Source organism: Amycolatopsis sp. NPDC049159 (genome assembly GCF_040648295.1).
GTDB classification, from domain to species: domain Bacteria; phylum Actinomycetota; class Actinomycetes; order Mycobacteriales; family Pseudonocardiaceae; genus Amycolatopsis; species Amycolatopsis pretoriensis_A.
In genome coordinates, this window is sequence record NZ_JBEZDL010000019.1 from 141,653 (window position 1) to 155,084 (window position 13,432).

9 protein-coding genes and 1 pseudogene are annotated in these 13,432 nt (G+C 72.0%); 6 read left to right on the top strand and 4 right to left on the bottom strand.

The features are described 5' to 3' along the window. Window positions 1–337: 337 nt before the first annotated feature. Window positions 338–2,032 (bottom strand): GAF domain-containing protein, encoded by a 1,695-nt coding sequence (locus AB0B33_RS32015; RefSeq protein WP_360778732.1) that lies wholly within the window; start codon window positions 2,030–2,032, stop codon window positions 338–340. 146 nt (window positions 2,033–2,178) lie between these two features. Here AB0B33_RS32015 and AB0B33_RS32020 point away from each other — a divergent pair, with 146 nt between their 5' ends. Further along, a complete protein-coding gene (locus AB0B33_RS32020) occupies window positions 2,179–3,156 on the top strand; it encodes a nitroreductase family protein (RefSeq protein WP_360778460.1) in 978 nt (325 codons plus the stop codon). Between the two features lie 61 nt (window positions 3,157–3,217). Here AB0B33_RS32020 and AB0B33_RS32025 read toward each other — a convergent pair whose 3' ends face one another. Next, window positions 3,218–3,856, bottom strand: a complete 639-nt coding sequence (locus tag AB0B33_RS32025) for a response regulator transcription factor (RefSeq protein ID WP_360778462.1) — start codon at window positions 3,854–3,856, stop codon at window positions 3,218–3,220. Between the two features lie 165 nt (window positions 3,857–4,021). Between AB0B33_RS32025 and AB0B33_RS32030 the strand changes: the two genes are divergently transcribed. From AB0B33_RS32030 to AB0B33_RS32045, 4 genes are all read left to right on the top strand, one after another. Further along, window positions 4,022–5,422 carry a cytochrome ubiquinol oxidase subunit I gene (locus AB0B33_RS32030; RefSeq protein ID WP_360778465.1) on the top strand — a complete coding sequence of 467 codons (1,401 nt, stop codon included), beginning with the start codon at window positions 4,022–4,024 and terminating at the stop codon, window positions 5,420–5,422. A 16-nt stretch (window positions 5,423–5,438) separates the two neighbouring features. After that, window positions 5,439–6,458: a cytochrome d ubiquinol oxidase subunit II gene (gene cydB / locus AB0B33_RS32035; protein WP_360778468.1), complete on the top strand. Its 1,020-nt coding sequence runs from the start codon at window positions 5,439–5,441 to the stop codon at window positions 6,456–6,458. After that, window positions 6,455–9,814, top strand: coding sequence for a thiol reductant ABC exporter subunit CydD (gene cydD, locus AB0B33_RS32040; protein ID WP_360778471.1), 3,360 nt, complete (start codon window positions 6,455–6,457; stop codon window positions 9,812–9,814). Before cydB ends, cydD begins: the two co-directional genes overlap by 4 nt. A 68-nt stretch (window positions 9,815–9,882) precedes the next feature. Then, on the top strand, window positions 9,883–10,356 hold the full coding sequence (locus AB0B33_RS32045) for a GyrI-like domain-containing protein (RefSeq protein ID WP_360778474.1): 474 nt from the start codon (window positions 9,883–9,885) through the stop codon (window positions 10,354–10,356). 21 nt (window positions 10,357–10,377) lie between these two features. Here the strand turns inward: AB0B33_RS32045 and AB0B33_RS32050 are convergent, their stop codons facing one another. After that, window positions 10,378–10,932, bottom strand: coding sequence for a TetR/AcrR family transcriptional regulator (locus AB0B33_RS32050; RefSeq protein WP_360778478.1), 555 nt, complete (start codon window positions 10,930–10,932; stop codon window positions 10,378–10,380). A gap of 63 nt (window positions 10,933–10,995) precedes the next feature. On the opposite strand from AB0B33_RS32050, the gene AB0B33_RS32055 reads away from it, so the two are divergent. Then, window positions 10,996–11,967 (top strand): SDR family NAD(P)-dependent oxidoreductase, encoded by a 972-nt coding sequence (locus AB0B33_RS32055; protein ID WP_360778481.1) that lies wholly within the window; start codon window positions 10,996–10,998, stop codon window positions 11,965–11,967. Between the two features lie 34 nt (window positions 11,968–12,001). Here AB0B33_RS32055 and AB0B33_RS32060 read toward each other — a convergent pair. Next, window positions 12,002–13,328 (bottom strand): annotated as a pseudogene (locus AB0B33_RS32060) (cbb3-type cytochrome c oxidase subunit I); the annotation flags it as partial. Window positions 13,329–13,432: the final 104 nt, after the last annotated feature.

Genomic DNA, 13,432 nt, shown 5'->3' on the forward strand with positions numbered 1-13,432 from the left:
AGGACCTTGGTCACCGAAGCCGGGCGCGCGGACTCGGGCGCAGATCATGGGGGCACCCGGACGAGCAAGAGCCGGCCGCGCCGGCACCGCCCACCGAACCGGCCCGCAGCGGATCGCGGGCTACCTCGCGCCGGGCCGGGCGATGTCCGGCCTGACGGAGGAGCTGGAGGTGGCGGCGACCGAACTCGCGGCGAAGCCGGGCGAGCGGGGAACCCGCGACCGGCGGAGAAGAGCGGGCCGGCGCACCGAGGGGGGAGGTAGCGCACCGGCCCGCGTGACGGACGCTATCGGATTGTCACCGGATCCGCCGTGCGAACGAGGGAGATCCGGGATGGGCTCAGCCGACCGGGGCCGACCACTCCACCTTCACGCCGCCCTCCGGGCCGCGGCCCAGCGCGAACGTGCCGCCGGCGGCCTCGGCCCGGTCCCGCAGGTTGCCCAGCCCGCTCGGTGAGATGCCTTCCGCCAGCCCCTTGCCGTCGTCGACGACCACGACGCGGACCACGTGGTCCTGCACCGCGACCGACACCACCACCGACGACGCGTCCGCGTGGCGCACCGCGTTGCTCACCGCCTCGCGCACCACCGCCTCGACCTGCTCGGCCAGCTGCGACGGCACCGTGTCGATCGGGCCGGTCATGCTGACCGTGGGCTGGAGCGGGGCGTCGTCGGTCAGCTCGGCGACCGCGTCGTGCAGGCGGTGGCGCAGGCGCAGGCCGGTCTCCCCTGCCGCGCCGCCGTGCAGGTCGAAGATCGCGGTCCGGATCTCCTGGACGATCTCGTGCATCTGCTCGATGCTGTCGCCGAGCCGCTTCTGCAGCTCCGGCGACTTCGTGCGGCGCTGGGTGCTCTGCATCGACAGGCCGACCGCGAACAGCCGCTGGATCACGTGGTCGTGCAGGTCGCGGGCGATCCGGTCGCGGTCGCCGAGGACGTCCAGCTCCCGCGCGGCCCGCTGCTGCGCCGCCAGCTGCAGCGCCAGCGCCGCCTGGTCGGCGAACGACGCCACCACCGACAACTGAGCCGACTCGAACGAGCCCGCCCCGGCCTCCCGGGCCGCGATCAGGACCCCGGTCGTCCGGTCGCCCGCCCGCAGCGGAACGACCATCGCGGGCCCGAAGCGGTGGTCGCGCAGGGCGAGCTCGGGCACGCTGCGCGGCGTCCGGTCCCGGTACACCGCGCCCGGCACGCTGTCCTCGATGTCGATGCGCGTTCCCGACAGCTCGGCCGCCCGGGTCCCCGCGCACACCGTGACCGTCAGGTCGTCGACGTCCTCGCCCCAGTCCTCGTCGACGTCCAGGCGACCGGAGTTCGGCAGCGCCAGCATCGTCACGTCCGAGCCGGTCAGCTCCAGCGCACGGCTCGCGATCAGGTTCAGCGCCTCGGCCGGGTCCGTGCCGCCCAGCAGCTCGGTGGTCACCTCGCTGGTCGCGGCCAGCCACTGCTGCCGGATGCGTGCCTGCTCGTAGAGGTGCGCGTTCTCGATCGCGATCCCGGCCGCGGCGGCCAGCGCCTGCACGACGACCTCGTCGTCGTCGGTGAACGGTTCCCCGTTCTTCTTCTCGGTCAGGTAAAGCCGCCCGAACACCTCGTCGCGCACACGGACCGGCACGCCGAGGAAGGTGTGCATCGGCGGGTGGTGGGCCGGGAAGCCGACCGAAGCCGGGTGTTCGGAAATCTCCTCGAGCCGCAGCGGCTTCGCCTCCTCGATGACCACGCCCAGCACACCGTGGCCGGCCGGGAGATCACCGATCAGACGGCGGGCCTCGTCGTCGATCCCGATGTAGAGGAACTCCGACAGCGACCCGTCCTCGGCCAGGACGCCGAGCGCGCCGTACTTCGCCTCGCCCAGCTCGATCGCCGCCTGCACGATGCGCCGCAACGTCGTGTCCAGTTCCAGTCCGGACGCGACGGCCAGGACGGCGTCGAGCAGGCCGTCCATCTTGTCCCGGGTGCCGATCAGCAGCTCGATCCGGTCCTGCAGGTCGCGCAGCAGCTCACGCAGCCGCAGCCCGGACAGCGTGCCCGCCATCCGCCTCGGCTCCTGCCGGGCTTCACTCACCAAGGCCTCCGCATCATCGGTGACTTTGTCCCCTTTTCGCCGTGCTCCGTCGCGAGAGACCGTCTGGGGAAGCTTTCGGAACGTCAGTGTGCCGCTCCGCGGCACGAGGGGAAACCATGACACTACCCATCACTTCGATCGGCTTGCTGGACGCCGATCAGGTGAAGTCCGTGCTCGGCGCCGCGGTCCTCGCGCCGTCGACGCACAACACGCAGCCCTGGCGGTTCCGCTGCGGTCCCGCCGGCCTCGAGCTGCACGCCGATCCGGACCGCGCCTTGCCGGTGGCCGACGCCGACCAGCGGGAACTCCTGCTTTCCTGCGGCGCCGCGCTGTTCAACCTGCGCACCGCCATCCAGGCGCTCGGTGCGCACCCGGCGACGACGCTGTTCCCCCGGCGCGACGACCCGACGCTGCTGGCTCTGGTGCGGCCGTTCGGCGCCCGCCGACCCGACCCGCGCGCGGTCGAGCTGGCCGACGCGATCCCGCGCCGGCACACGAACCGCACCCCCTTCGAGGCGGGCGTCATCCCGCCTTCGGTGGTCGCCGAGCTGCGCCACGCCGCCGAGGTCGAACAGGCCTGGCTGCCGCGGCTGGACGCGAAGCAGCTCGAAGGACTGCGGGAGCTGGTGCACAAGGCCCACCACGTCCAGCTCGGCAACCCGGCCTTCCTCGCCGAGTGGCAGTACTGGACCGCACGCACCCCGGACACCCGCGACGGCGTCCCCGAGTACGCGGCCGGCGCGATGCCGTCGAACAACGGGGGCTGGGTCCTGCGCGACTTCGGGGCCCGGCCGCGGGGCCGGACCGACCACTCCGAGCCCCTGGTCGTGGTCATCGGTTCCTTCGACGACGGCCCGGCCGACCGGGTCCGGGCGGGCCAGGCCATGCAGCGCGTCCTGCTGACGGCGACCGCCGCGGGACTCGACGCGTCGTTCATCTCCCAGCCGGTCGAGGTCCCGGCCATCCGGGCCGAGCTGCGTCAGCTGCTCGGCGGCGGCCTCTGGCCGCAGATCGTGCTGCGGCTGGGCCGGGGAGCGCCGGTCCCGTGGACACCGCGACGCTCGCTGGACGACGTCCTGCTGGCCACGGCTTAGCCCGGTCGTGAGTGGGAAACAGGTTTAGAGAACCCTGCTTCCCACTCACGACCCCGGGCGGCTAGTTGTTCTGGTTGCGCAATTCGGTGGCCAGCACCGCGGCCTGCGTGCGCCGTTCCATGCCCAGCTTGGTCAGCAGCCGCGACACGTAGTTCTTCACCGTCTTCTCGGCCAGGAACATCCGCTCCGAGATCTGGCGGTTCGTCAGGCCCTCGCCGATCAGCTCCAGCAGCTTCCGCTCCTGGTCGGAGAGGTCCGCCAGCGGGCCCTTCTTCGTCTGGCTGTCCCGCAGCTTGGCCATCAGCGCGGCGGCCGCGTGCGCGTCGAGCAGGGACTTGCCCGCGCCGACGTCGAGGACCGCCGAGACCAGGTCCATGCCCTTGATGTCCTTGATGACGAACCCGCTGGCCCCGGCCATCACCGCGTCGAGCATCGCCTGCTCGTCGGTGTAAGACGTGAGCATCAGGCACTTGAGCTCGGGCAGCTTGGACCGCAGCTCGCGGGCCAGCTCGATGCCGTTGCCGTCCGGCAGGCGCACGTCGAGCACGGCGACGTCGGGGTTGAGCGCCGGGATGCGGGCCAAGGCCTGCGACACACTGCCGGCTTGGCCGACCACTGTGAGGTTGTCGTCCTCGTCGAGCAGGTCGGCGACGCCACGACGGACGACCTCGTGGTCGTCGACCAGAAACACGCGGAGCATTCCGACCTCCCGAAAACGGTTCGACGGAGATCAGCGTACGACCATTGGCCCTCGGATGGCAGGGACCCGTGACCGTCGCGGAAGTGACCAAGGACCCTCTCGCCAAAGGTCGCCCGAACCGGATGCTGCCCCGGACAACACCGTCCGCGCGAGCAGGAGAACCGGATGAGCGCCCTGGACATCGCCCGATGGCAGTTCGGGATCACCACCGTTTACCACTTCATCTTCGTCCCGCTGACCATCGGGCTGTCCTTCCTGGTCGCCGGGATGCAGACGGCCTGGGTGCGCACCGGGAACGACAAGTACCGCCGGATGACGAAGTTCTGGGGGAAGCTGTTCCTCATCAACTTCGCCATGGGCGTGGCGACCGGCATCGTGCAGGAGTTCCAGTTCGGGATGAACTGGTCGGACTACAGCACGTTCGTCGGCGACATCTTCGGCGCGCCGCTGGCCATCGAAGGGCTGCTGGCGTTCTTCCTCGAGTCGACCTTCCTCGGGCTGTGGATCTTCGGCTGGGACAAGCTGCCGAAGAAGCTGCACCTGGCCACGATCTGGATCGCCTCGATCGGCACGGTGCTCTCGGCCTACTTCATCCTGGCCGCCAACTCCTGGATGCAGCACCCGGTCGGCTCGGTCGTGAACCCCGCGACCGGCCGCGCGGAGCTCAAGGACTTCGGTGCCGTGCTCACCAACTCGACCGCCGTCGGCGCGTTCGCCCACACCCTCACCGCGTGCTTCCTCACCGCCGGCATGTTCGTCGTGGGCATCAGCGCGTGGCAGCTGCGAAAAGGCACCAGCGCCGACGTCTACCGGCCGTCGATGAAGCTCGCGCTGGTCACCGTCCTGATCGCGAGCCTCGGCGTCATCGTCACCGGTGACCTGCAGGCCCGGCTGATGACCGAGCAGCAGCCGATGAAGATGGCCGCCGCCGAAGCGCTCTACGACACCGTCGCGCCCGCGTCCTTCTCGCTGTTCACCATCGGCTCGCTCGACGGCTCGCAGGAGAAGTTCAGCATCCGCGTGCCCGGCGTGCTTTCCTTCATGGCCACCGGGAAGTTCGACGGCCGGGTCGAGGGCATCAACAACCTCCAGGCCCAGGAGCAGCAGGCCTACGGGCCCGGCGACTACCGGCCGGACATCCCGGTCACCTACTGGACGTTCCGCCTGATGATCGGCTTCGGCTTCCTCTGCCTGCTGATCTCGCTGGTGGGCTTGTGGCTGTTCCGCCGCGGCCGCACCCCGCGCGCCCGCTGGTTCTTCCCCGTCGCGACCGCCGGGATCGCCCTGCCGTTCCTGGCCGACAGCGTCGGCTGGATCTTCACCGAGATGGGCCGGCAGCCGTGGTCGGTGTTCGGGGTGCTGAAGACCGCCGATTCGGTGTCGCCCACCGTCTCCGCGGGCACCGTGGCGACGTCACTGATCGTGTTCACCGTGCTCTACGGCGTCCTCGCGGTCGTCGACGGCGTGCTGATGGTCCGCTACGCCAAGGCCGGGCCGCCGCCGCCCGAAGCACCGCGCGACGACACCGATTCCGACGAGCCGCGGCCCGCGGCCTTCGCCTACTAAGCGCCGGAGACCCGCCATGGCCCTCACCGACATCTGGTTCCTGCTCATCGCGGTCCTCTGGACCGGCTACTTCGTCCTCGAAGGCTTCGACTTCGGCGTCGGCACCCTGCTGCGCGTCCTCGGCCACGACGACACCGACCGCCGCGTGCTGATCAACACGATCGGCCCGGTCTGGGACGGCAACGAAGTCTGGCTGCTCGTCGCCGGCGGCGCCACCTTCGCCGCCTTCCCGCTCTGGTACTCCAGCCTGTTCTCCGGCTTCTACCTGGCGCTGCTCCTGGTGCTCGTCGCGCTGATCCTGCGCGGGGTCGCGTTCGAGTTCCGCGGCAAGATCGACAGCCCCCGCTGGCGGAACACCTGGGACTGGATCATCGTCTTCGGCTCGGCCGCGCCCGCCCTGCTGTGGGGCGTCGCGTTCGGCAACATCGTCCACGGCGTCCCCCTCGACGCGCAGCACCACTTCACCGGGACGTTCTTCACCCTGCTCAACCCCTACGCGCTGCTCGGCGGGCTGGCCACGCTCAGCCTGTTCACCTTCCACGGCGCGGTCTTCCTCACGCTGAAGACGACCGACGCCCTGCGCGACCGCGCCCGGACGCTGAGCCGCTCGCTCGGCGGCGCCGCGATCGTGTTCGGCGGCGTGTTCCTCGGCTACACGGCGATCGAACACGGCGGCTGGTCCTGGCTGACGTCGCTGGTCGCGGCGTTGCTGCTGGTCGCGGGTGTGCTGTTCGCCGCGGGCGACCGGGACGGGCTCGCCTTCGCGAGCACCGCCGGCGCGATCGTCGCGGTGACCTTCACGCTCTTCTGGTCGCTCTACCCGGACGTGCTGCCCTCGACGACCGACCCCGCGTTCAGCCTGACCACCACGAACGCGTCGTCGACGCACTACACGCTGCAGATCATGACGTGGGTGGCGGTGGCGTTCACCCCGATCGTGCTGGCCTACCAGGCCTGGACCTACTGGGTGTTCCGCAAGCGGATCAGCCGCACCTCGATCCCCGCCGGTGGCGGCCTGCCCGCGGGCCGCCGGTGAAGCCCCTCGACCCGCGGCTGCTGCGCCACGCGAGCGCGGTCCGGCCGTTCATCCTCGCCTGCGCCGCACTGGGCGTGCTCACCGCGATGCTGGTGCTAGCCCAGGCGGAGCTGCTGGCGAAGACGATCACGTGGGCCTTCCTCGACGGGCTGGCGGTCCGGGACCTGCTCGCGCCGATCGGGATTCTCCTGCTGGTCGTGCTCGCCCGGGCCGGGATCACTTGGCTGTCGGAGACGACCGCGCACCGCGCCGCCGCCCGGGCGTTGTCGCAGCTGCGCGACACCGTCATCACGGCCGCGCTGCGCATCGGACCGCGGCAAGCGGACCGGTCCCCCGCCGAGATCGCGGCGCTGGCCACCCACGGCGTCGACCGCCTGGAAGGCTACTTCGCCCGCTACCTACCGCAGCTGCTGATCGCCTCGGTCGTGCCACTGGTGGTCGGGGTGCGGATCTTGCTCGCCGACTGGGTCGCCGCGGTGATCGTCGGCTTCACGGTGCCGCTCATCCCGATCTTCATGATCCTCATCGGCCTCTACACCCAGCGCGACGTCCGGCGGCAGTGGAAGACCCTTTCCGTGCTGGGCAACCACTTCCTCGACCTCGTCGCCGGGCTCGCCGAGCTGACCGCGTTCGGCCGGGCGCGCGCGCAGATCCGGTCGTTGCGGGAGATCACCGAGAAGTACCGCACGCACACCATGCGCACTCTGCGGGTGGCGTTCCTGTCCGCGTTGGCCCTGGAGCTGCTGGCGACGTTGTCGGTCGCCGTCGTCGCCGTGTCGATCGGCCTCCGCCTGCTGGCCGGCGAACTCGACCTGCAGACGGCGCTCGTCGTGCTGATCCTCGCGCCCGAGGTCTACCTGCCGCTGCGGGCGGTCGGCGCCCGGTTCCACGACAGCGCCGAAGGGCTCGCCGCCGCCGAAGAGATCATCGCGCTCGCCGACACGCCCACCGGCGACACCGGCACCCGCACGGTTCCCGACCTCACCCGCGTGGCCCTGCGCTGCGAAGACGTCACGGTCGAGGGCCGCTCCGGGCCGATCCTGGACGGGTTCAGCCTGCGAGTGCCGCCGGGCGAAGTGGTCGGGGTGACCGGGCCGAGCGGAGCGGGCAAGTCGACCCTGCTCGACCTCCTGCTCGGCTGGCGACGCCCCGACGCCGGGCGGATCCTGATCGGCGACGCCGACCTGTCCGACATCGGCCGCGCCACCTGGCACCGGCGCATCGCGTGGGTGCCGCAGCAGCCGCACCTGGTCGCCGGAACCGTGGCCGAGAACATCCGCCTGGGCTCCCCCGGCGCCGACGACGACGCCGTGCTCGCCGCCGCCGACACCGCCGCCCTCGAGGTCCCGCTGTCCACTGTGGTCGGAGAGCTGGGTGCCGGGCTGTCGACCGGGCAGCGCCGCCGCGTCGCGCTGGCCCGGGCGGTGCTGCTCGACCGGCCGCTGATCCTGCTCGACGAACCCACCGAGGGCGTCGACGCGGAGACGGAAGCGGCCATCCTGGAGCGGCTGCCCAAGGTGCTCGCCGGGCGGACCGCCGTCATCGTCAGCCACCACCCCGCGGTACTGGCGCACTGCGACCGCGTCGTTTCCCTGGGCGGCGCGATCCCGGCTCCGGCGGATGCGCCGGCCGCGGTCGCCCGGCCGGCGGTGCGCGCCACCTCGCCCGCCGTCACCACGGAGTCCACTGTGGACTTCGATGGCCCGAGGTGGCGGCCGTTGCGCGCAGCGATCCGGCCCCACCGGCTGCGATTGGCGTTGGCGTGCCTCGCCGCGACCGCCGCGCTGGGCTGCGGAGTCGCCCTCACCGCGACGTCGTCGTGGCTGATCGCCAGTGCGGCGCTGCACCCGCCGGTGCTGAGCCTGGTGGTCGCGATCGTCGCGGTGCGCACCTTCGGCTTGGCCAAGGGGATCTTCCGCTACGCCGAGCGGCTGCTGTCCCACGACGTCGCCCTGCGCGCCCTCGCCGAGCTGCGGGTGCGGGTGTGGGCGCAGCTCGTCCGGCTCGGCCCGGCCGGCACCGCCCGCCTGCGGCGCGGCGACCTGCTGCACCGGCTGGTGTCCGATGTGGACAGTCAGCAGGACGTCCTGGTGCGGGGGCTGGTGCCCGGCGTGTCGACCTTCGCGGTCCTCACCGCGACCGCGGTCACCCTCGGCGTGCTCCTGCCCGGCGCCGGCTTCGCGGCCGCTCTGGGCCTGACCGTCGCGGGCGTGGTGGCCCCGGTGGTGGCGGCGCTGGCGGCCCGCCGGGCCCAGCGCGAAACGGCCCGTTTGCGCGCGGACCTCACAGCGGGGACGGTGGAGCTGCTCCAGGCGTCGGCCGACCTGATCGCCCACGACGCGGCCGGCCGGCGGCACTCGCGACTGCGCGAGCTCGACTTCGCCGTGACGTCCCGGCAGCGCCGGTCCGCGGCCTGGCGGGGAACGGGCGGCGGGATCGCGACCCTCGGCGTCGGGCTGACGTCCGTCGCGTGCCTGGTGCTGGGCATCGCGGCCACGGTCCCCGGTCCCACGCTCGCCGTGCTCGCCTTGGTGCCGCTGGCGACGGCCGAACTGGTGGCCGGCCTGCCGGAGGCGGCGCAGCGGTTGCTCGGGGCTTCCGGCTCCGCGCGCCGCCTGGCCGAGCTGGACGCACTCGCCGCGCCGCACACCACCGCGGCCGCGACCGCACCGCCCGCGGCCGAGCTGGCGGCGCAGCGGCTGTCGGTCCGCTGGCCGGCAGCTTCGGCCGACGCGGTCCGGGACGTCGACCTGCGCATCGGCCGCGGCCGCCGGATCGCGCTGACCGGCCGCTCGGGCGCGGGCAAGAGCACGGTCCTCGCCGCGTTGATGCGCTACCTGGACCCGTCAGCCGGCCGGGTCCTGCTCGCCGACACCGACACGCTGACCTGCGACGGGGATTCCGTCCGGGACCGGATCGCCTGGTGCGGGCCGGAGACGCACCTGTTCGACAGCACGCTGCGCGAGAACCTCCGCCTCGCCCGCCCCGCCGCACCCGATGCCGACCTGCGGGCCGCACTGGAGCTGGCCCAGCTGGGCGCCTGGCTCTCGCAGCTGCCGGACGGCCTGGACACGGCACTGGGCACCCACGGAACCGCGGTCTCCGGCGGCGAGCGCCAGCGCATCGGCGTGGCGCGGGCCTTGCTGTCGGACCGCCCGATCCTCCTGCTCGACGAGCCGACCGCCCACCTGGACGCGCCCACGGCGACGGCCCTGGCGGACGACGTGCTCGCCGCGACCGAGGGCCGGTCCACGCTGGTGGTCACCCACCGGCCCGCGGAATTCGCCCGGCTGCCGGTGGTGCACCTGACCGGCGCCGACAGCGCTCTCGAAGAGCCGTCCGGGGCCGTGAGGTGACCGTGGGCCCGCCGGACCGGGACGAACGGCCCTCGCCGCGGCTGCGCAACCACCGGGAAGCTACCCGGATGCAGACCTACGAAATCCAGGTCCGTAACCGCAACGAACAGCCGACCGCGGTGACCGAGGCCGATCTCGACGTCTCGGAAATCGCGGCCTGGCTCGAGCGGCAATACGGTGCGATCGCCAAGGTGCTGGCCGCGCAGGGCTCGGTGCCGTCGGGTCCGCCGTTCGCCCGCTACCACCACCGTGAGTCCGAGGGTCGGTTCCACGTCGAAGCGGGCTTCCCGGTCACCACCGCCATCGAGCCGGCCGGTGGTGTCGGCCCGTCGACGCTGCCCGGCGGCCCCGTCGTGGAAACGGTCCACACCGGGTCCTACGACACGGTGGAACCCGCGTACGGCGCGCTCGCCTGCTGGGTGCACGAGCACGACGGTGAGCTCGCCGGCGCGGCGTGGGAGGTCTACCTGACGTCGCCGGACGCTCGACCGGACCCCGGTGCCCAGCGGACCGCGGTCGTCCAGCCGTACCGGATCCACTGATCCCGCGCCGCGGAGCGCTCGTCAGGTGACCAGGAGGCCGACCGCGGTGGCGAAGCGCGCGAGATAGGCCTCGCGGGTCTCCACCTGGTGCTTCAGCCCGGCCGACACGCTGATCAACGTCTGCGCGACCGCGCTCGCCGACGCCTGCCCCGGCGCCGCGGCGAGCGCGGTCGTGACGAGCTTCTCGAAGCGCATCGGAGCGGTCCGGACGATCTCGCCGAGCAGGTCCGGGTTCTGCTCGATGACGCCCGGGACGTCCCGGGCCAGCGGGCCGACGTAGCGGCCCGCCCACTGGTCGAACGCGTCGACGAGGCGTTCGCGCAACGGCCTGCCGGTGTCGGCGAGGAGCCGTGCGGCGGCGGCGAGGTCCTGCTCGAGCGCCCGCGTGACCGCGGCGCGGAACAGCACTTCCTTGGAGTCGAACAGGAAGTACAGGCCCGGGCGGGAGATGCGGGCGGTGCGCGCGACCTCCTCCATGGCGGTCTTCCGGTAGCCGTGCCGGGCGAACGTCAGCAGCGCCGACTCGAGCACCGCGTCGCGGCGGGCCGGCTCGGCGACCTTCGACGTCTCGGTCATCTCGCTACCGTACGCGTCGCCGACTTACTGAACAACTTCTGTCAAGTCTGTATAGTCCGAGCCATGACCGCACGCCAGCTCATCACCACGCCGTTCTCCGCCTCCTCGACCGCGGACGACGTGCTGGCCGGGGTCGACCTCGCCGGCGTGCGGGCGATCGTGACCGGGGCGTCCTCCGGCATCGGCGCCGAGACGGCCCGGGCGCTGGCCGCGGCCGGCGCCGAGGTGACCCTCGCGGTCCGGAACACCGCCGCCGGCGAGGCCGTGGCCGCCACCATCGCGGACGCGGGCGTCGCGCACCGCCCCCGCGTCTCCCCGCTGGACCTCGCCGATCCGCCGGCCGTCCGGCGCTTCACCGAGGACTGGGACGGTCCGCTGCACCTGCTCGTCGCCAACGCAGGTCTCGTCACCGGCGGGCGGGCCCACACGGCGCAGGGGTGGGAGCTGCAGTTCGCGACGAACCACCTCGGCCACTTCGCACTGGCCACCGGGCTGCACGGCGCGCTCGCCCGCGGGGCCGCCGACCGCGGCGGGGCGCGGATCGTGTCGGTCAGCTCCACCGCGCACATGCGCGCCGGAATCGACTTCGCCGACCTGCACTTCCGGCGCCGCGCCTACGACCCGCAGATCGCGTACGCGCAGTCGAAGACGGCGAACTCCCTGTTCGCGGTCGAGGCGACCCGCCGCTGGGCGCCCGATGGCGTCTTCGCCAACGCCGTGAACCCCGGCGGCGTCGCGACCGGGCTGCAGCGGAACTTCACCCAGGCGCAGAAGGATTCCCTCGCCGCGGCCGAAGCCGCCGGCGTCTTCGCCTACAAGACCGTCGGGCAGGGTGCCGCGACGAGCATCGTCGCCGCCGTCGCCCCGCAGTTCGCCCGCACCGGCGGCCACTACCTCGACGACGGGCAAGAGGCGTACACCGTGGGCAACGACGCCGGGCTCGCCGACCACCCGCACGGCGTGAAGCAGTGGGCGCTCGACCCCGCCGCGGCCGAGCGCCTCTGGACCGTCTCGGCCGCCATGACGCGCGGCTGAGCGCGAGTCACCCCGCGCCGCCGCGGGACCTGGGTTTGCCGGTGAAGGTGATGTCACCTTCGGCACGGAGGCGGTCGATCATGTGCGGGTGGTGCAGCTCGAACGCCGGCCGCTCGGAACGGATCCGGGGCAGCTCGGTGAAGTTGTGCCGCGGTGGCGGGCAGATGGTGGCCCATTCGAGCGAGTTGCCGTAACCCCACGGGTCCTCCACCGTGACGATCTCGCCGTACCGGTGGCTCTTGACGACGTTCCACAGGAACGGCAGCACCGACCCGCCGAGGAGGTACGCGCCGATCGTCGACATCGTGTTCAGCGCGGTGAAGCCGTCGGTGCTCAGGTGATCGGCGTAACGGTGGGGCATGCCTTCGGTGCCGAGCCAGTGCTGGACCAGGAACGTCGTGTGGAAGCCGAGGAAGGTGGTCCAGAAGTGCCAGCGGGCCAGGCCTTCGAGCAGGTGTCGGACACGTGGAAGTCCAGCGCCGGCGCCGCCAGCAGCACGCCGGACAGGCCGCCGAAGAGGAAGGTGACCAGGAAGCCGACGGAGAACAGCATCGGGGACTCGACGCTCAGCTGCCCCTTCCACATGGTGCCGATCCAGTTGAAGAACTTCACCCCGGTCGGCACGGCGACGAGGAACGTCATGAACGAGAAGAACGGCAGCAGCACGGCGCCGGTGGCGTACATGTGGTGCGCCCACACCGCGACCGACAGGGCCGCGATGGACAGCGTCGCCCAGACCAGGCTCCGGTAGCCGAACAACGGTTTGCGGGAGAACACCGGCAGGATCTCCGAGACGACACCGGAGAACGGCAGCGCCAGGATGTAGACCTCGGGGTGGCCGAAGAACCAGAACAGGTGCTGCCACAGCACGGCGCCGCCGTTGGCCGGGTCGAACACGTGGGCTCCGACGAGCCGGTCGGCGAGCAGGCCGAAACCGGCCGCGGTGAGAACCGGGAACACGATCAGCACCAGGATGCTGGTGACGAGGATGTTCCAGGCGAAGATCGGCATCCGCCACATCGTCATGCCGGGTGCGCGCAGGCAGACGATGGTGGTGACCATGTTGACCGCGCCGAGGATGGTGCCCAGGCCGCCGACCGCGACTCCGACGATCCAGAGGTTGGCACCGACGCCCGGCGAGTGGATGGCGTCCGACAGCGGGGTGTAGGCAGCCCGCCGAAGAGGAACAGCATCGCCATCGCCCCGCCGATCAGGAAGAACCCGAAGGTGGTGACCAGGTACATGACGCCGATCTGCTTGTGATCGGTCGTGCGGAAGACCTGGAGCAGCCAGGCCCCTTTGAGCTGCCTCCGGGCCGGCGCCGGGTGCAGGACAATCGGCTCGGGAACGGTCGCCGCCACGAAAACTCCTGTCTCCCGGGTACTGGCCGGGACACAGTCGATCGTGAATGCCGTCGCTCCGCTTAGGGACGAAAGTCCCCGCGGACGCGGCCGAAGTCCTCCGT